Here is a 17,726-nt window from a genome sequence, read left to right as displayed (position 1 = left end):
ATGAGCCCCGGCACCCGGGCAGCCGTTCTCAGCGGCCGGGTGCTGCCCAAGCTGGTACGGGTCGCCGACTTGGACCCCGAACTCCTGTTGAGCGACTTCCGCGACGACGACCCGGGGTTGAGCCACCGCCTCGCCGAAGCGGAGGTGCTGTTCACCAGCTGGGGCTGCCCGTCCCTCGACGCCGACGCGCTGGAGCGGATGCCCCGGCTGCGTGCCGTCGTCCACGCCGCGGGCAGCGTCAAGCACCATGTGACCGACGCCTGCTGGGACCGCGGTCTGCTGGTTTCCAGTGCTGCCGCCGCCAACGCGGTGCCGGTCGCCGAGTACACGCTCGCCGCGATCCTGTTCTCCAACAAGCGGGTGCTGGAGTCCGCCCACGCCTACCGTTCGGCCCGTGGTCCCATGGATCTGCTGGACCGCTATCCGACCGTCGGGAACTACCGCCGTACCGTCGGTCTCATCGGTGCCTCGCTCATCGGACGGCGGGTGCTCGAGCTGCTGCGCCCGTTCGACCTGAGGGTGCTGGTGCACGACCCGTACGCCGACCAGGCCGAGATCGCGGCGCTCGGCGGCGAGTCCTGTGTGCTCGACCAACTGCTCAGCCGTAGTGACGTGGTGAGCCTGCACGCGCCCGAGCTGCCCGGGACCCGTCACCTCCTGGACGCCGCCCGGCTGGCCCTGATGCCCGACGGTGCCACGCTGATCAACACCGCCCGGGGGTCCCTCGTGGACACCGCGGCGCTGACGGAAGAACTGGTCACAGGGAGGCTGCACGCCGTGCTCGACCACACCGAGCCCGAGGTGCTGCCCGAGGGTTCGCCGCTCTTCAACCTGCCGAACGTGCTCCTCACCCCTCATGTGGCCGGCTCACTGGGCGGTGAACTGGACCGCCTGGCCGCGACGGCCGTCGGAGAGCTGGAGCGCTACGCCCGCGGCCTGGCCTTCCGCTACCCGGTCGACCCGGACCGGCTGGCCTACTCCGCCTGAGCGCCGTCGCACCGCGGACACACGGCTATCCGGCGGCGGAGCGAGGCAGCGTCAGCTTGAAGAAGTCGCCCAGGCTGGCGGAGAGCGGGCCGGGGGCTTCCTCGGCCACATGGTGGCCGGCGTCGATGCCGTGGCCCCGGACGTCGTCGGCCCAGTCGCGCCAGATGGTGCGCGGGTCGCCGTACAGGTCCTCCAGATCGTCGCGTAGCGACCACAGGACCAGGACGGGGCAGTCGATCCGCGCGCCTCGGGCGCGGTCCGCCTCCTCGTGTTGGCGGTCCACGGTGAGCCCGGCGCGGTAGTCCTCCAGCATGGCGCGGACGACGTCTGGATTGCGGGTGGCGGTCCGCCACTCGTCGTGAATTTCCTGCCCCATGGCTTCGGGGTCGCCGCGGTACCAGGCGTCGGGATCGGCGTTGATGACGCGTTCGGGGATCTCCGGCTGGGCGAAGAAGAACCAGTGCCACCACGCGGTGGCGAACCGGGCATCCGCACGGGTCAGGTGCTCGCTCAGGGGCAGGCCGTCCAGGAACGCCACCCGGGTCACCGCGGAGGGATGGTCCAGCACCAGGCGGAGCGCCACGGCAACCCCCCGGTCGTGGCCGACGAGACCGAAGCGCTGGTGCCCGAGCGTCTGCATGACCTCGACCATGTCCTTGGCCACCGCGCGCTTGGAGTGCGGGACGTGATCCCTAGCGGGCGCCGGGCCGCGGGAGCGCCCGTACCCGCGCAGGTCGGGGCAGACGACGCTGAAACCGCGCCGCACCAGGACGGGCGCGACCCGGTGCCAAGTCGCCGACGTGCGCGGGTGGCCATGCAACAACAGGAGAGGCGGGCCCTCGCCCCCGTACCGAACGAAGACGGACGCCTCAGTGGTGCGCACCGTCCTGGTGGCGAATTCCTCGAACACGAAACGCCCCTTCCGCTCCGGGGGCCGGTCCGCGCTACCCCACCGTCCCACCTGCCCATGAGGAGCCCCGGCACTCCGCCAACTGTCGAGCTCAGTCGCCAACTGGCTTGCTCGAGCGGCAACTATCGCGCTCAACACACTATGGGGCCGCCGGAGCGGCATCGGCCCGCGCGGCGGCCGCCTCCTCCAGCAGGAGCCAGCCGTCGACCTCCACCGGCCGCCGCTCCCCCGGCTGCCACCCGCGGGCCCGCGCCGCGTCGAGCAGGGCCCGGACGGCGCCCGGCTCGTGCAGGTTCAGCCCGCCGCTCCCCGGACATATCCCACGTCCCCGGAGCCCATGGGCGCTCCACCCGGGACGTAGCGGTCCGGTCCAGCGGCAAAGACGATGCGCAGCGGGCTGCCGGTGCCGGTGCCGGTGGGCTGCGGGTACAGCGTGAGGGTTTCGCGGCAGTCCGCGGACCGGCCGCCGTCCAGCACGCGGTGGCGGTGACGGAGCGTCCACAGGTACTCGCGCCCGTCGGCGACCAGCCGGCGGGGTTTCCTCGGTTTACGGGGCACGGAGCCGAGCGTACGCGGCCTGCTCCATGCGGCGCCTCCGGGCGGCACGGCGTGCACCGGGCTCCCCGCGCGGGCCCGTGCCCCGGCCGCCGGACGGGGACGGGACCACGCTGCACCGAGCACCGGCCTCCCGGCCGACCGCGGGACGGCCGTCTGGTCATGGCGGCCCCCCGACCGGGTCCTGTGGCCCACGGACCGCCTCGGCGGCCGGCACGCCCTGCTCATCGTGCCCGCGCAGCAGCCGCACCAGATGCTCCCGGCCTTGCGTCAACCGGCCCGGGAGGTCCGCTGCTCCGGGGAACCAGCGTTTCTCGTACTCCCAGCACAGCCAGCCGTCCGACGGGATGCGGGCCGTCACTCCGGCGAGCGGCAGGACTCCCTCGCCGAGGCCGAGGGGCGTCAGGTCACGGGCCGAGGCCACGTCCTTGACCTGCACGTAGCCCAGGTGCGGCGCGAGGCCGGGCCACGACTCGGCGGGCTGCTCGCCGCCCAGCCAGGTGTGGAGCACGTCCCACAGCGCCCCGGCGCCCGGATGCCCGACCCGCTCCAGCACCCGGGCGGCGGCGGTCCCGGTGGTGTGCGAGTCGTGGGTCTCCAGCAGGATCCGCACACCGTGCAGTTCGGCATACGGCGCCGCGGCACGCAGTCTGCGGACGGCGTTGTCATCCGCGTCCGCCTCGGGCAGGCTCCCGCCGCCGGGGAAGACCCGGACGTAGGGGGCTTCGAGATCGACGGCGAGCCGGACCAGGGAGTGCAGTTCGGCCAGGACCGGCCCGTCTCGCCCGGCGGCGGCCACCTCGGCGTATCCCGCTACCCCGAGGGCGGTGACCCCGGCGGCGGTGAGGGTACGCCGGGCCACGGCACGGTCGCCGCTGGGGCTGCCGGGATGCAGGGGTTCCTCCGGGTGGGCCCGCAGTTCCAGGCCGTCGTACCCGTGCTCGGCGGCGAGGGCGGCGCTGCGCGCGAGCGGGGTCCCGGGCAGGCCGAGCGTGGAGAAGGCGTACTTCACGGTCGGCTCCCTTCGCTGGGCGGCGCCGTGGACGCCCGCACCATCAGCTCGGTGGGCAGGGTGGTGATGCGGCCCGGGGGCGCCGGTCTGCGGCCGGTGACGAGTTGGGCCGCGAGCACGCCCGCCTCCCGCAGCGGGACCCTGACGGTGGTCAGGGCGGGCGCGGTGTCCACGCTGAACGGCAGGTCGTCGAAGCCGGCGACCGAGACGTCCTCGGGAATGCGCTTGCCTGCTTCTCCCAGGGCCGCGGCCACACCGGCGGCGACGGTGTCGTTGGCCGCGGCGACGGCGGTGAAGGGCGCCCCGCGGCGGAGCAGTTCGCGGGTGGCGTCATACCCGGCGGAGCGTTCGAAGCCGGCGTGCACGGTGAGCGGGGCACAGGCCTCGGGCAGGGCGGGGTCGTGCCGTCGCAACGCGGCGGTGTGTCCGGCGAGCCGTTCCCGGGTGGTGCTCAGCCCCGGCGGACCGGCCACGTATGCGATGCGCCGATGGCCGAGTGTCAGCAGGTGCTCCGCGAGGCGGAAGGCTCCACCGTGGTCGTCGAACATGACGGTGGCGACCGGCAGTGCGGCGGGCACGGCCAGCGGCGGTCTCCCGCACAGCACCACCGTGGTGCCGGCGAGCGCCATGCGGCTGATGCGGGCGGTGAGCGCGGCGCTGTGGTGCGGTTCCTCCACCGCCCCGCCCGTCAGGACGACTCCGCCTGCCCGCTGGCCCTCCAGCAGGGCGAGGTAGTCGAGTTCGGCCGAGGGAACGCCCTCGGTGTTGCAGACGACGGCGAGCCTGCGTCCGTCCCCCTGGCCGGTCGGTGCCAGGGCCTTCTGGAAGGCTCCCGCAATGATGCCGAAGAAGCTGTCCGCGACGTCGTGGACGAGTACGCCCACGAGGTCGGAGGTGGCGGCCGCGAGGGCCCGGGCCGGGCCGTTGGCGATGTATCCCAGTTCTTCGATGGCTTGTTCCACCCGGGTCCGGGTGCCTCCGGCCACCGGGTGGCCCCCGTTCAGTACACGCGAGACCGTGGCGGGCGAAACGCCCGCGTGCGCCGCGACCTCGGCGAGAGTCACCGCCATGTCGCACCCCTCCTCCTGCCCCGCACTCGGTGGCCGGGCCGTCTTCGTCTTGTCCGTCGCAGTCTCAGTCTGCCCGATTAGGAAAGCGCTTTCCATCACTCGTACGGGTGTTGTGCAGGAAGCCAGCCCAGTCCTAGCCTGGAGCGCGTGAAAGCGCTTTCCATCATCGCCACGTGACGTGAAGGAGGGGGACCCCATGGCAAAGGACAGGGCAGTCGAAAAGGCACGCCGCTCGGTGCGCACCATCAAGATCGCCATGAACGGCGTGACCGGACGGATGGGATACCGCCAGCACCTGGTGCGATCCGTCCTCGCCCTGCGGGAGCAGGGAGGCCTCGATCTCGGGGACGGGACCGTGCTGTGGCCCGAGCCGGTGCTGGTCGGGCGGCGGGAGGAGGCGTTGCGGGCCATCGCCGACCGACACGGGCTCGAACACGTCAGCACCGATCTGGCGGAGGTGCTGACCGATCCCGAAGTGGAGGTCTACTTCGACGCGCAGGTGACCGGCGCCCGGGAAGCCGCCGTCCGACAGGCCATCGCGGCGGGCAAGCACGTGTACTGCGAGAAGCCGACCGCCCTCTCCTTCTCCTCCTCACTGGAGCTCGCGCGGCTGGCGGTGGCGGCCGGAGTCAGACACGGCGTGGTCCAGGACAAGCTGTTCCTGCCGGGTCTGCTGAAACTGAGGCGGCTGATCGAAGGCGGCTTCTTCGGTGAGGTCCTCTCCGTGCGCGGGGAGTTCGGCTACTGGGTGTTCGAGGGGGACTGGCAGCCGGCCCAGCGGCCCTCCTGGAACTACCGCGCGCAGGACGGCGGCGGCATCACCGCCGACATGTTCCCGCACTGGGAGTACCTGCTGCACGAACTGTTCGGCCGCGTGTGTTCGGTGCAGGCCCTCACCCGTACCCACATCAGCCGCCGTTGGGACGAGGAGGGCAAGCCGTACGAGGCCACCGCGGACGATGCCGTCTACGGGGTCTTCGAACTGGAGGGCGGCGCGGTCGCGCAGATCAATTCGTCCTGGACCGTGCGGGTCCACCGGGACGAGCTGCTGGAGCTCCAAGTGGACGGGACGCACGGTTCGGCGGTGGCCGGGCTGCGCGAGTGCCGGATCCAGCACCGGGCGGCGACCCCCAAACCGGTCTGGAATCCCGACCTTCCGCAGACCGGGTCGTTCCGCTCCCAATGGCAGGAGGTCCCCGACAACACCCCGGCGGAGAACGGCTTCAAGGCCCAGTGGGAGCTGTTCCTGCGCCACGTCGTCCGGGACGAGACCTGGAAGTGGGACCTGCTCGCCGGGGCACGCGGGGTGCAGCTTGCCGAACTCGGTCTGCGGTCCTCGGCGCAGGGCCGCCGGCTACAGGTGCCGGAGGTGGTCCTGTGAACACCATCCTCCTGCCGGACACGGAGGGCGGATACCGGGAGTACCGGCCGAACAGTGCTCCGCTGCCGCCGCTGACCTGCGGCCCGGCGCAGAGCCGGACGTTCTTCGCGGCGGCGCACGTCGTCGCCGAGCCCCTCCGCGTTTGCGCGGGAGCAGGGCCCGAGGTCGACTGGGACGCCACGCTGGCCTTCCGGCACCGGCTGTGGGCTCAGGGGCTCGGGGTCGCGGAGGCCATGGACACCGCGCAGCGCGGAATGGGCCTGGACTGGCCGACCGCAGCCGAGCTGATCCGCCGCTCGGCGGCCGAGGCCCGGGCGGTGGGGGGCCGGATCGTCTGCGGTGTCGGGACCGATCAGCTGACGGCGCCCGGGCCCCACTCGATCGCCCGGATCACCGCCGCGTACGCGGAGCAGCTCGCGCACAGCGAGGCGTGCGGGTCGGCGGCCGTGCTGATGGCCTCCCGGGCGCTCGCGAAGGCGGCCCGGGGCCCGGAGGACTACCTGGAGGTGTACGGGCAGTTGCTCCGTCAGAGCTCCACACCCGTGGTGTTGCACTGGCTGGGTGCGATGTTCGATCCGGAGCTCACCGGCTACTGGGGGCACGAGGACCCCGAGGAAGCCACCGAGGTCTTCTTGAAGATCATCACGGAGTATCCCGGGAAGGTGGCAGGGATCAAGGTGTCGTTGCTGGACGCGGACCGGGAAGTGGACATCCGGCGCCGGCTGCCGGCCGGCGTGCGCTGCTACACGGGCGACGACCACCACTATCCGGAACTGATCGGTGGTGACGGCGAGCTGGCGAGCGACGCCCTGCTGGGGATCTTCGACCCGATCGCCCCGATCGCGGCGCGGGCGGCGCAGGCGCTCGACCGGGGCGACGCGGTGGCCTTCCGGGCTCTGTTGGACCCTACGGTGGCGCTGGCGCGGCATCTGTTCGCCCCGCCGACCCGCTACTACAAGACGGGTGTGGTCCTGCTGGCCTGGCTGGCGGGGTACCAGGAGCACTTCACGATGCTGGGCGGGCTCCAGTCGGGACGTTCGCTCCCGCACCTGGCCACGACGTACGAACTGGCAGACCGACTGGGCCTCTTCCCCGATCCGGGGCTCGCCGAGGCCCGGATGCGGCAGCTGTTCGCGGTGTACGGGGTGGCGTCGTGAACCGGGCGCCGGCACCGGCCCGGTTCAGCCTCAACCAGGAGACGGTCCGGCAGTGGTCGCTCCCGGAGCTGGTGAGCGGCTGCACGGCAGCCGGGGTACGAGCCGTGGGCCTGTGGCGGGAGCCGGTACGGCGGTTCGGGGTGCGACAGACGGCGAAGCTGATCGCCGGGGCGGGGCTGCACGTCAGCTCGCTGTGCCGGGGCGGGTTCTTCACGGCCGCCGACCCGGCGGGACGGGCAGCGGCTCTCGAGCACAACAGGCGGGCGGTGGAGGAGGCCGCCGAACTCGGGGCGGACACCCTGGTCCTGGTCTCGGGCGGACTGCCCGACGGGGACCGCGACCTGGTCGGTGCGCGCGAGCGGATCGCGGACATCCTGGGCGAGTTGACGCCGTGGGCCGCCGCGCACGGGGTGCGGCTGGGCATCGAGGCCCTCCATCCGATGTACGCCGCGGACCGCTGTGTGGTCTCCACGCTCGGCCAGGCACTGGATCTGGCCGAGCGGTTCCCCGCGGAGCGTGTGGGGGTGGTGGTGGACGCCTACCACCTGTGGTGGGACGAGCGGCTCCCGGAGCACATGCGCCGGGCCGGAGCGGGCGGCCGGATCGTGTCCGTCCAGGTCGCCGACTGGGTGACCCCGCTCCCGGAAGGGGTGCTGCTCGGGCGGGGGCAGCTCGGTGACGGGTGCATCGATCTCCGGGGATTCCTGGAGCTGGCCGACGGGGCGGGCTACCGCGGGCCGGTCGAGGTGGAGATCTTCCATCCGGAACTGTGGGCCCGGGAGGGATCGGAGGTACTGCGGGAGGTGATCGAACGCTATCGCCGGCACGTCGCATGAGGTGGCGACAGCGAGACGGCGGGGCCGGCAGCGGTACGGGCCGGACGGTCGGGGCCGGCGGCGCGGCCCGGTACCGGGTAGGGGCAGCACCAGACGGTGAGGGTGGGAAAAGGAGAAAGCGATGACAGATCCATGGAGTCGGCGCGCCTTCCTCTCCACGGCGGGCGGAGGTGCGCTGTGGCTGGGCGCCCCCCTCACGCGCGCCGGGGGCGAACCGGCCACGGACACGTACACGGCCACGGACACGTACGAGACGATGCGCGCCGTCTGGCGCGGGCTCCTTCTCGGCGCTGGTTTTCCGGCGACGAGCGAGCCGTTCCGGTCGCGGCTCACCGAACTCGGCGAACAGGCCGAGGGCTGGCGGGCCGCCATGGCCCCCGCGCCGGCAGCGCTCTGGCCCGATCTGCGATTCGCCACCGATCCCGAGAAGATGATGCAGAGCTACTACCGGCTGCGCACGATGGCGGAGGCCTACGTCCGTCCCGGTACCGGGCACACGGGCGAGACCGCGCTGCGCACGGCGCTGCTGACCGGGCTCGATCATCTGCACACGGAGGCCTACCACGCGGGCCAGGTGGCGTACGGCAACTGGTACTGCTGGCAGATCGGCGCCCCGCAGGCGCTGCTCGACCTCTGCGTCCTGCTCCAACCGGACCTGACACCGGTGCGCCTCACCGATTACTGCGCGGCGGTCGACCACTTCGTGCCCGACTCCGTCGTCTCCTCCTACAGCGGGACCAGCACGGGGGCGAACCGGGTGGACCTGTGCCGGGTACTGGCCCTGCGCGGGGTGGTCGGCTCGGATGCGGGGAAGCTCGCTCTCGCTCGGGACGCGCTCGCGCCGGTCTTCCCGTACGTCTCCTCGGGTGACGGGCTCTACCGGGACGGTTCCTTCGTCCAGCACACCTGGGTGCCGTACACCGGGACGTACGGAGCGGTGCTCCTCGGCGGGCTCGGCATGCTGTTCGCCCTGTTGCGGCAGACCCCGTGGGAAGTGACCGATCCGGGTGCGCAGATCGTGTTCGACGCCGTCGAGCGGGCCTGGGCGCCGTTCCTGTTCAACGGGCTGGTCATGGACGCGGTGTCCGGCCGGGCGGTCAGCAGGGGCGTGGCGGCGCTGGACGCCCGGCAGGTCCAGCAGGACGACCACGCGCGGGGGCACGCGGTGCTGGCCGGGATCCTGCTGCTGGCGGAGGGTGCGAGCAGCGCCGAACGGGCCCGTTGGCGGGGGCTGGTCAAGGGGTGGATGGCCCGGGCCTACTACAGCCCGCCCATGGCCGATCAGACCCTGGGGCTGTCCGCTCTCGCCCGACTGGCGGAGGTGGCGGCGGATACGGAGGTGGCGGGACTTGCCGAGCCGGTCGGCCACCGGCTGTTCGCGTCGATGGACCGGGCCACGCACCGGCGCCCCGGCTGGGCCGCCTCGCTGTCGATGGCCTCGAAACGGATCGCGCACTACGAGACGGGCAACGGGGAGAACCTGCGCGGCTGGCACACGGGCAGCGGGATGCTCGCCTGGTGGGGAGCCACCTACGGGAACGGCCAGTACTCGGATGCCTTCTGGCCCACGGTGGATCCCCGCCGACTGCCCGGGACCACCGTGTCCCGGCTGGCGCTGGCCGACGGCGCGGGAGGTGACTGGGGCGCCCCGCGGCCAGACGCGGTGTGGGTGGGCGGAACGACCGACGGGGAGTTCGCGTCGGTCGGCCAGCACCTGCGGGGCCTGGGCAGCACGCTGGCGGCACGGAAATCGTGGTTCTTCCTCGCCGACACCATCGTGTGCATGGGCGCGGGGATCCGTTCGACGGACGGGGTGCCGGTCGAGTCGGTCATCGACAACCGCAATCTGGGCGCGGCCGGCACGCATGCGCTCACCGTCGGCGGCGCCGTACAGCCGGGCGCCTTGGGCTGGTCGGCGTCCTTCCCCTCCCCCGGCTGGGCCCATCTGGCGGGCTTCGGCGGGTACGTGATGTGCGGGGCGGGGGCGTTCAAGGCCCTCCGGGAGGCGCGCACCGGCCGGTGGAGCGACATCAACCGGGCCAGTGCGACGACGGCGTTGACCCGGCGCTACCTCACCCTCTGGTACGACCACGGTACGGATCCGGTCGCCGCCGGGTACGTCCACCAGATACTGCCGGGAGCCTCGGCCGGACAGACGGCCGCCCGGGCCGGCTCCACGGGCTGGCTGCGGGTGCTCGCCAACACCGAAGCGGCTCAAGGGGTGTCGGTGGGTTCGCTCGGCTTCACCGGCGTCAACTTCTGGCAGGCGGGGACGGCCGGCCTGCTGGAGGCGAGCGCCGCGTGCTCGGTCACGGTCCGGGAGAGACCCGACGGCACTGCCGTCCTGTCCGTCGCGGACCCGGCCAGGGCCCTGGCCGCGCTGACGGTGGTGTGGGACCGGCCCGTCACGGCAGTGGTGTCCCGGCCGCCGAGCGTGGTGACGGCCGAACCGGGCGCCCGCCTCCGGCTCGCCTTCGGCGACCTCACAGGGGCAGCGGGAGCCGGGCAGCAGGTGGTGGTGCGGCTGGGCTGACGCACCGTCCACCCACGCACCTCGGCGCGGTACCCCTTCGGCCCGACCGCCCCGCCCGCCACTCGGGGCGGCCACGCCGCGGGAGGCTCCGTGGGGCGCCGGCCGCGGCGCGGGTGGAGGGGGTGCGGACGCAGGTGGCTGGGTGGCATAGCGTGCGCCCTATGGAACAGGAGAAGACGGCCGGGGTGGTCGAAGGCGCGGGGAGGCGGCGGTTTCTGGTCGTCGCCACGACCGGGGCGGCGGCCGCCGGGCTCGGGGCACTGGCCGGGTGCGGGAGCGGGAGCGCGAAGGGGAGCGGGCAAGGGGACCGGCCCGCCGTGGGCGCGACGGCCGGCGGATCGGCGCCCGCGGCGCAGGGGTTCGACGTCAAGGCGGAGAACGCCCGCCCCGGCAACGCCGACTGGCACGTGACCAAAGCCGGTCCCGCCCGGGCCATCGAGGGCTTCGCCGACAAGGTGAGCGTCCTGCCCGGGGAGACGTTCGGCCTCCACGTCTCCACCACCGCGCCCCGCTTCACCGTCTCCGCGTACCGCATGGGCTGGTACGGCGGCGCACGTGCCCGGCTGGTGTGGCGTTCGCAGGCCCTGACCGGCATCCGCCAGCCCGAGCACACCGTCGACTCCGCGACCCGGATGGTCCGCACCCACTGGGCCCGCACCGCCACGGTCGACACGAAGGACTGGCCCGAGGGCTGCTACCTCCTGCGCCTCGACGCGCAGGGCGGCGAGGGCCAGCGCTTCGTACCGCTCACCGTCCGCTCGGCTGCCACGACCGGCCGCACCGTCGTCGTGAACGCGGTGGCGACCTGGCAGGCTTACAACCGCTGGGGCGGCTACGGCAGCTACGACGGCCCGAACGGCGGGTACGCCACCCGCTCGCTGGCCGTCACCTTCGACCGGCCGTACGAGTACGACGACGGCGCGGGCCTTTTCCTCGTGTACGAGGCACCGCTGGTAGCGCTGGCCGAGCGGCTCGGCATTCCCCTCGCCTACGCGACGACCACCGACGTAGCGCGGGACAAGCGACTGCTGGAAGGAGCCGCCGCCGTCCTGTCGCTCGGGCACGACGAGTACTGGTCGCCGGAACAGCGGGCGCACTTCACCGCCGCCCGCGACGCGGGAACGAACATGGCCGTCCTCGGCGCGAACTGCTGCTTCCGCCGGATCCGGCTCGAGGCCTCCGACCTGGGCCCCGACCGCACGGTGGTCTGCTACAAGTCCTCCTACGAGCAGGACCCGGGCTTCCGCCGCGGCCATCCGGCCACCGCGGACTTCCGTTCGCCCCCCGCCGCCGACCCCGAGAGCTCCCTGCTCGGCGTGATCTACGACGGCTACCCGGTGGACGCCCCCTACGTCGTGACCAACCCCGGCCACTGGCTGTTCGAGGGCACCGGGGTGAAGGCGGGCGACACCTTCGCGCACCTGGTCGGCGTCGAGTACGACAAGGTCGACACCGGTTTCCCGACGCCCCGGCCGATCGAGATACTCGCCCACTCCCCCGTCGTGTGCGAGGGCCGGCCCAGCCACCAGGACACGGCGTACTACACCGTTCCCAGCGGCGCCGCCGTGTTCGCGACGGGGACGATGCGCTGGGTGGAGGCGCTCGACGCGACCGGCGACGGACGCAGCGGGGCCAACCACGGCCTGGACGCCCGTGCGGGCGCGCTGACGACGCGGGTGACGGAAAACCTGCTGCGCGTCTTCGCGGCGGGACCGGCGGGTCGTACGCATCCCGCCCAGGACAACGTCAAGGCGGTCTACGGGCGTTGATGCGGTCTACGGGCGTGCCTGAACCGGCCCGCCCCGGCCGGACCCCGCAACGCCGGACGCCCGGCCGGGAGAAGGTCCCGGCCGGGCGTCCGGCGCATGCGTCCTGGCAGGGGCGGCAGGAGTCGAACCTGCGACCTACGGTTTTGGAGACCGTTGCTCTGGCCGGCTGAGCTACACCCCTTCGGCGAGACCAACGATGACACGGGCCGGCCCGAAGATCCAACGAAATCCGCAGGGTGTCCGCAGCCTGAGACGGCGAGTCGGTGTGCCACCGGGACAACGGGCGGCCCACACCTGCGGAACCAGCCAGAAATTACCCCGCCGTATGTAGTGACTTACCACGCCACCAACAGTAGAACTTGTTCTCACTCCATCGAGAGTGAGGAGCGTCACATGAGTGACAAATCCCTGAACAGCAAGGTATCCCAGGGCGTATCGCGCCGCGGTTTCATTGCAGGAACAGGTTCCATTCTTGGAGCCCTGGCCCTGGCAGTCAACCCCACCCCCGCACAGGCGAAATCCGCCAACACCCCCTCCGCACCGATCGATGCCGGGGCCCACGTCCCTGCCCTCGTCATCGGCACCGGCTACGGCGGCTCGGTCGCCGCACTGCGCCTCGCCCAGGCGGGTGTCGACGTCCACATGATCGAAATGGGCATGGCCTGGGACACGCCCGGCCCGGACGGCAAGATCTTCTGCAACACCCTCAGCCCCGACCAGCGTGCGTACTGGCTGCGCACCCGCACGAAGGCCCCGCTGAACTACTTCCTCGGCTTCCCCATCGACCGGGACATCCCGAAGTACACGGGCATCCTGGACGCCGAGGAGATGGGCGGCATCATCGTCTACCAGGGCCGCGGGGTCGGCGGCGGCTCGCTGGTCAACGGCGGTATGGCCGTGACCCCCAAGCGGGAGAACTTCGGCGCCGTGCTCCCGTCCGTGAACGCGGACGAGATGTACGACGTCTACTACCCGCGCGCGAACGCCGGCCTCGGCGTCGGCCTCATCGACCCGGACTGGTTCAACACGGTCGACTGCTACCAGTTCGCCCGCGTCGGCCGCAAGCACGCCCAGCGCTCCAACTTCCCCTTCGTGTTCGTCCCCGACGTCTACGACTGGGACTACATGAAGCAGGAGGCGGCCGGCACCGCCATCAAGTCGGCGCTGGACGGGGAGATCCTGTACGGCAACAACCACGGCAAGAAGTCGCTCCAGAAGACGTACCTCGCGGCGGCCAAGGCGACCGGCAAGGTCTCCATCTCGCCCCTGCACAAGGTCACCACGGTCACCCCCACGACCGGAGGCGGCTACAGCGTCGTCATCGAACAGCTCAACACCACCGGCGACACGATCGCCACCAAGACCGTCACCGCGGACCGGGTGTTCTTCGCCGCCGGCAGCGTCGGCACGAGCAAGCTGCTGGTCAAGCTGAAGGCCACCGGAGCGCTCCCCGGTCTCAACAGCGAGATCGGCAAGGGCTGGGGCGACAACGGCAACGTCATGTGCGGGCGCGCGAACCACCTCTGGGACCCGACGGGCAAGCTCCAGGCGACGATCCCGTGCGGCGGCATCGACAACTGGGCGGCGGGCGGGGCGTTCGCCGAGGTGGCGCCGCTGCCGACGGGCATCGAGACGTACGCCTCCTTCTACCTGTCGATCACCAAGAACCCCCACCGCGCCGAATTCAGCTGGAACGCGGCGACGGGCAAGGCCGAGCTGAACTGGCAGACGGCCTGGAAGCAGCCGGCCATCGACATGGCCAAGACCATCTTCGACAAGATCAACGCGAAGGAGGGGACGATCTACCGGAGCGACCTGTTCGGCACCAACAAGATCTGGGGCGACCACCTGACCTACCACCCGCTCGGCGGCGCCGTCCTGAACAAGGCCACCGACAACTACGGGCGGCTGCACGGCCACCCCGGCCTGTACGTGATCGACGGAGCGCTGATCCCCGGGAACACCAGCGTCAATCCGTTCGTCACCATCACCGCGCTCGCGGAGCGGAACATCGAGAAGATCATCGCCACTGACCTGTAGGGGCGCCGACCGGGAACCGGGGCCGGCCGCAGGCCCGCGCAGGGAGGCCGGCCGGCCCCGGGGGGCCGTTTCAGCTCCCCGGCAGTACGCAGACGCTGTCGAGGCCCAGCACATGGTTCAGGCGTCCGAAGGCGAGCCAGGAGCCGATGCTCATGCTCAGCTCCACGATCTCCACCTGGCTGTAGTGGGCCGTCATCCGCTGCCAGAACTCCTCGTCCAGGCCGTGGTGGTCCAGCGCGTAGCGCTCCGCGTATTCGGCGGCCAGCCGCGTGCGGTCGTCGAAGGCCTTCGTGGTGCGCCACTCGGTCACCGCGTCGGCGAACTCCTCCTCGACCTTCTCGCCGTCCCGGTCGGTGCGCCAGTCGAGGCAGAAGACGCACCCGTTGATCTGCGCGATCCGCAGCCGGGCCGCCTCGAACTCGCGCAGGCCCAAGGTGGTGTGGGCGTAGACCGACAGGGAGAAGTTGGCCGCGGCCATGCCGATGCCGGGGACCAGGTCGCCCCAGACGTACTCGATGGGGTGCTGACCTTCCGGGACGTCGATCCTCATGGCTGTTTCCTTCCGAGTTTGCCGACTGCGGGCCGCAGCGGGACGTCGAGCGCGTCGTAGAGGCCCGGTGGCGCGTCCACGAGCCAGTCGATCGCCCCCACCAGCCGGCCGACGGCGGTGGCGTTGCCGCCGGCGGAACGGTTCTCCCCTTCATCGGTGGCCTCGATCGTCACCTCGATGCGCGGCCGGCCCTCGATGATCACCCGGTGTGCGCCGGATCCGTCGGGCGGCTGCGGCCAGTCGGGGGCGCAGGAGGGGTGGATGCGGGTGACGTGTTCGATGACGAGGCGGGCTTCGCCCTCGACGATCCCCTGCACCTCGAACCGGATCGCGCCCTGGGTGCCTGCCTCGAACTCGCCCATCGTGGGGGTGGTCACCGCCGTGTCGAGCGCGCGGCGGGCGGACGTCTCGCGGATCCCGTCCAGTTCGACGCCGAGGGCCCGGGCCATCATCCGTATCTGGCCGCCCCACACCATGGTCGGGACGGACGGCACGAGCATCATCGGCTCGAAGTCCATGGGCTGCCCCATGCCCACCAGGTAGCGGACGGAGTCCGGCTGGTCGTAGGTGGAGTAGTCGAAGATCTCCTGGCAGCGGATCACGTCCACGGTGGTGCCGAGTCCGCTGATGAGCAGCGGCAGGATGTCATTGCCCCAGCCGGGGTCGACCCCGGAGGCGAACAGTGAGCCGCCGCCGGACGCGATGGCCGCCAGCACCGGATCGCGGAACTCCGGCGGTGCGCTGCGGTGGTCGTAGAGGGGGTACAGGGCGGGGCTGACGACGACGGCCCCGGCGGCGACGGCCCTGGTGATGTCGGCGAGGGCGTCGTCGGGGCGGGTGTCGCCGGAGGCCGCGTACACGACGGCGGCGGGCCGGGCGGCGAGCACCGCCTCGGTGTCGTCGCTCGCCGCGACGCCCAGCAGGTGTCCCAGACCGGCGAGTTCACCCGCGTCGCGGCCGGCCTTGGCGGGGTCGTGGACGATGACTGCCGTGAGTTCGAGCGCCGGGTGGGCGGCGACGGCGCGGATCGCCGCGCGGCCGACGTTGCCGGTGCCCCAGACCACCGTGGGAATCATGCGCGGAGGGTAGCGAGGGGCCGTGGAGGTGCCCAGTGCCGTGAAGCAGGTTTTTCGACGGGGTACCGGCCGGGCCGCGCGGGGCCGGCCCGGAGTTCCGCCAGGGCCGGCCCGGAGTTCCGCCGGCGTCGGCTCAGGATCTCGCCAGGACCGGCCCGGAGTACCGCCGGGACCGGCTCAAAGTCCCGCCAGGGCCGCCGTCTCGCTGAACGCGGGAACGCGTCCGGTGCCGCCGCGGCCGGACACTGAGAGCGAGGCGGCGGCCGTGCCGTACGCCACCGCCCGCGCGAGGGGGTCGCCCAGGGCCAGCCGCGCGGTGGTGGTACCGGTGAAGCAGTCGCCTGCGCCCGTCGCGTCGACCGGGTCGGGGTTGACGGGGACCGGCCGGTACGTCGCGCGTACCCCGTCGTCCAGCAGGAGCCGGCCGGGTCCCGCGGTGACGGCGACGGCGCGGGCCCCGAGTGCGCGGTAGCGGGCGGCCGCGAGCAGCGGGTCGCCGGTGTCCACGAGGGCCAGGGCGTCGGCGGGGCAGGACGTCTTGAGCAGCCCCGTCAGCGGGGCGACCCGCGCCAGCAGATCGCGGGCCGCCTCCGGGCCGGTGAGCCGGGGGCGGAAGTTGGGGTCGTACGTGAGGTGCCCCCCGGCCGCGTGGACGGTTTCGGCAGCGGCCAGTACGGCTTCGCGGGCTCCGGGTGAGAGGGCGCCGGTGATGCCGCTGGTGACCAGGGCCGTGGAGGTGGTGAGCAGCTCATGCCAGGAGTCGATGTGCAGCGGGGAGAGGGTGGAGCCGGCGCTTCCGGTGCGCCAGTAGACGAAGGCGCGGCCGCCGTCGGTGTCGGCGCAGAGCAGGTAGGCGCCGTTGGGACGCGGGGAGCGGCGCACGTGGGAGACGTCGATGCCGAGCCGGGTGGCCCGCTCCAGCAGGGGCACGCTCAGCTCGTCGTCACCCACGACGGCGAGGAGCGCGGTGCGGGCCCCGGCGGCGGCCGCCGCGGCCGCCGCGTTGAGGGCGTCGCCGGAGTAGGAGATCCGGGCGGCTGTGCCGTCGGCGGCGGCGTGCGGGGCGCTCTCGGCGTGGATCTCGACCAGGACCTCGCCGAGGACGAGGACGTCGTAGGCAGTGCCGGGCCGGCCTCGGAGGGCGGGCGCGGCCATGTCAGCGGCCATGTCGGCGGTCCTGCCCGGCGGGGTCACAGCAGCACGGCCCCGCCAGTTCGGCGAAGACCGCGGCCAGTTCGCCGGGGTCTTCGGGCAGGCCGTTGCCGACCCCGACGGCGGTCGCCCCGGCGGCGAGCCAGTCCCGGGCCTCGGACGGCCGGATGCCGCCGGTCGGGATGAGGAGTGCCCCGGGGAGCACGGCCTTGAGGGAGCGGATGAAGCCGGGGCCGCCCACGTGGGCCGGGAAGACCTTCGCCGCGCCCCCCGACCGTACGGCGCAGGCGACCTCGCCGGGGGTGAAGGCGCCCTCGATGAACACCGCCCCGCGCTCCGCGGCGACCGCGCGGACCTCGGGGGCCGGGTACGGGGAGACGAGGAAGCCGGCACCGGCGTCGAGAGCCCGCTCGGCCTGAGCGGCGCCGGTGACGGTGCCCACGCCGATCAGGGCGGCCCTTGCGTGCGCGTCGGCGAGCGGGGCGGTACGGGCGACGGCCGCGGCCCAGCCAGGGGTGGAGGTGGTGAGTTCCACGGCGCGGCATCCGGCGGCGAGGAGGGCGGCCGTGCGGCGGACGGCGTGGTCGGCGTCGGGGTCCCGCAGGACCGGCAGCAGCCGTTGGGCGGCCAGGACCGCGAAGGGATGACAGGACAAAGGGACCCCCACCCGTTCTGCGGGCCCGAACCGGGCCCCGCGC

The 17,726-nt window shown here is 72.6% G+C and carries 15 protein-coding genes and 1 tRNA gene; 7 read left to right on the top strand and 9 right to left on the bottom strand.

Annotation, left to right across the window (positions count from 1 at the left end):
• Complete coding sequence (locus tag OHA81_RS28190; protein WP_329200478.1) at positions 1–987, top strand: hydroxyacid dehydrogenase; 987 nt, start codon at positions 1–3, stop codon at positions 985–987.
• 25 nt (positions 988–1,012) lie between these two features.
• Here the strand turns inward: OHA81_RS28190 and OHA81_RS28185 are convergent, their stop codons facing one another.
• The 4 genes from OHA81_RS28185 to OHA81_RS28170 form a co-directional block, all read right to left on the bottom strand.
• Complete coding sequence (locus OHA81_RS28185; protein ID WP_329200476.1) at positions 1,013–1,897, bottom strand: alpha/beta fold hydrolase; 885 nt, start codon at positions 1,895–1,897, stop codon at positions 1,013–1,015.
• 294 nt (positions 1,898–2,191) lie between these two features.
• A complete protein-coding gene (locus OHA81_RS28180) occupies positions 2,192–2,455 on the bottom strand; it encodes a hypothetical protein (RefSeq protein WP_329200474.1) in 264 nt (87 codons plus the stop codon).
• A 157-nt stretch (positions 2,456–2,612) separates the two neighbouring features.
• The gene (locus OHA81_RS28175; protein ID WP_329200472.1) at positions 2,613–3,464 is read right to left on the bottom strand and encodes a sugar phosphate isomerase/epimerase family protein; all 852 of its coding nucleotides are present in this window, start codon (positions 3,462–3,464) and stop codon (positions 2,613–2,615) included.
• On the bottom strand, positions 3,461–4,534 hold the full coding sequence (locus OHA81_RS28170) for a LacI family DNA-binding transcriptional regulator (RefSeq protein ID WP_329200470.1): 1,074 nt from the start codon (positions 4,532–4,534) through the stop codon (positions 3,461–3,463). Before OHA81_RS28170 ends, OHA81_RS28175 begins: the two co-directional genes overlap by 4 nt.
• A gap of 196 nt (positions 4,535–4,730) precedes the next feature.
• On the opposite strand from OHA81_RS28170, the gene OHA81_RS28165 reads away from it, so the two are divergent.
• The 5 genes from OHA81_RS28165 (at position 4,731) to OHA81_RS28145 (ending at position 12,210) form a co-directional block, all read left to right on the top strand.
• Entirely contained in the window at positions 4,731–5,915 is a 1,185-nt protein-coding gene (locus tag OHA81_RS28165; protein WP_329200469.1) for a Gfo/Idh/MocA family protein, read from the top strand.
• On the top strand, positions 5,912–7,072 hold the full coding sequence (locus OHA81_RS28160; RefSeq protein ID WP_329200468.1) for a dihydrodipicolinate synthase family protein: 1,161 nt from the start codon (positions 5,912–5,914) through the stop codon (positions 7,070–7,072). Before OHA81_RS28165 ends, OHA81_RS28160 begins: the two co-directional genes overlap by 4 nt.
• Positions 7,069–7,908 (top strand): sugar phosphate isomerase/epimerase family protein, encoded by an 840-nt coding sequence (locus OHA81_RS28155; protein WP_329200467.1) that lies wholly within the window; start codon positions 7,069–7,071, stop codon positions 7,906–7,908. Before OHA81_RS28160 ends, OHA81_RS28155 begins: the two co-directional genes overlap by 4 nt.
• 121 nt (positions 7,909–8,029) lie before the next feature.
• On the top strand, positions 8,030–10,441 hold the full coding sequence (locus tag OHA81_RS28150) for a polysaccharide lyase 8 family protein (RefSeq protein ID WP_329200465.1): 2,412 nt from the start codon (positions 8,030–8,032) through the stop codon (positions 10,439–10,441).
• A 161-nt stretch (positions 10,442–10,602) separates the two neighbouring features.
• Positions 10,603–12,210 carry a N,N-dimethylformamidase beta subunit family domain-containing protein gene (locus OHA81_RS28145; RefSeq protein WP_329200463.1) on the top strand — a complete coding sequence of 536 codons (1,608 nt, stop codon included), beginning with the start codon at positions 10,603–10,605 and terminating at the stop codon, positions 12,208–12,210.
• Positions 12,211–12,314: 104 nt separating this feature from the next.
• Here the strand turns inward: OHA81_RS28145 and OHA81_RS28140 are convergent.
• Positions 12,315–12,391 (bottom strand) — tRNA-Trp (locus OHA81_RS28140).
• A 212-nt stretch (positions 12,392–12,603) separates the two neighbouring features.
• On the opposite strand from OHA81_RS28140, the gene OHA81_RS28135 reads away from it, so the two are divergent.
• On the top strand, positions 12,604–14,250 hold the full coding sequence (locus OHA81_RS28135) for a GMC oxidoreductase (protein ID WP_329200461.1): 1,647 nt from the start codon (positions 12,604–12,606) through the stop codon (positions 14,248–14,250).
• A gap of 70 nt (positions 14,251–14,320) precedes the next feature.
• On the opposite strand, the gene OHA81_RS28130 is transcribed toward OHA81_RS28135, so the two are convergent.
• The 4 genes from OHA81_RS28130 to OHA81_RS28115 all read right to left on the bottom strand — a co-directional run bounded on the left by OHA81_RS28130 (position 14,321) and on the right by OHA81_RS28115 (position 17,683).
• Positions 14,321–14,800, bottom strand: coding sequence for a carboxymuconolactone decarboxylase family protein (locus tag OHA81_RS28130; RefSeq protein WP_329200459.1), 480 nt, complete (start codon positions 14,798–14,800; stop codon positions 14,321–14,323).
• Positions 14,797–15,876, bottom strand: a complete 1,080-nt coding sequence (locus OHA81_RS28125) for an NAD(P)H-dependent amine dehydrogenase family protein (RefSeq protein ID WP_329200457.1) — start codon at positions 15,874–15,876, stop codon at positions 14,797–14,799. The genes OHA81_RS28130 and OHA81_RS28125 overlap by 4 nt, the downstream gene beginning before the upstream one ends.
• A 177-nt stretch (positions 15,877–16,053) precedes the next feature.
• Entirely contained in the window at positions 16,054–17,043 is a 990-nt protein-coding gene (locus OHA81_RS28120; protein WP_329200455.1) for a PfkB family carbohydrate kinase, read from the bottom strand.
• Entirely contained in the window at positions 17,033–17,683 is a 651-nt protein-coding gene (locus OHA81_RS28115) for a bifunctional 4-hydroxy-2-oxoglutarate aldolase/2-dehydro-3-deoxy-phosphogluconate aldolase (protein WP_329200453.1), read from the bottom strand. The genes OHA81_RS28120 and OHA81_RS28115 overlap by 11 nt, the downstream gene beginning before the upstream one ends.
• Between the last annotated feature and the right edge of the window lie 43 nt (positions 17,684–17,726).

It is taken from the genome of Streptomyces sp. NBC_00667 (assembly GCF_036226825.1).
Lineage (GTDB): Bacteria > Actinomycetota > Actinomycetes > Streptomycetales > Streptomycetaceae > Streptomyces.
The sequence above is the reverse complement of the archived record's forward strand: the minus strand, read 5'-3'. Positions and strand labels throughout refer to the sequence as shown.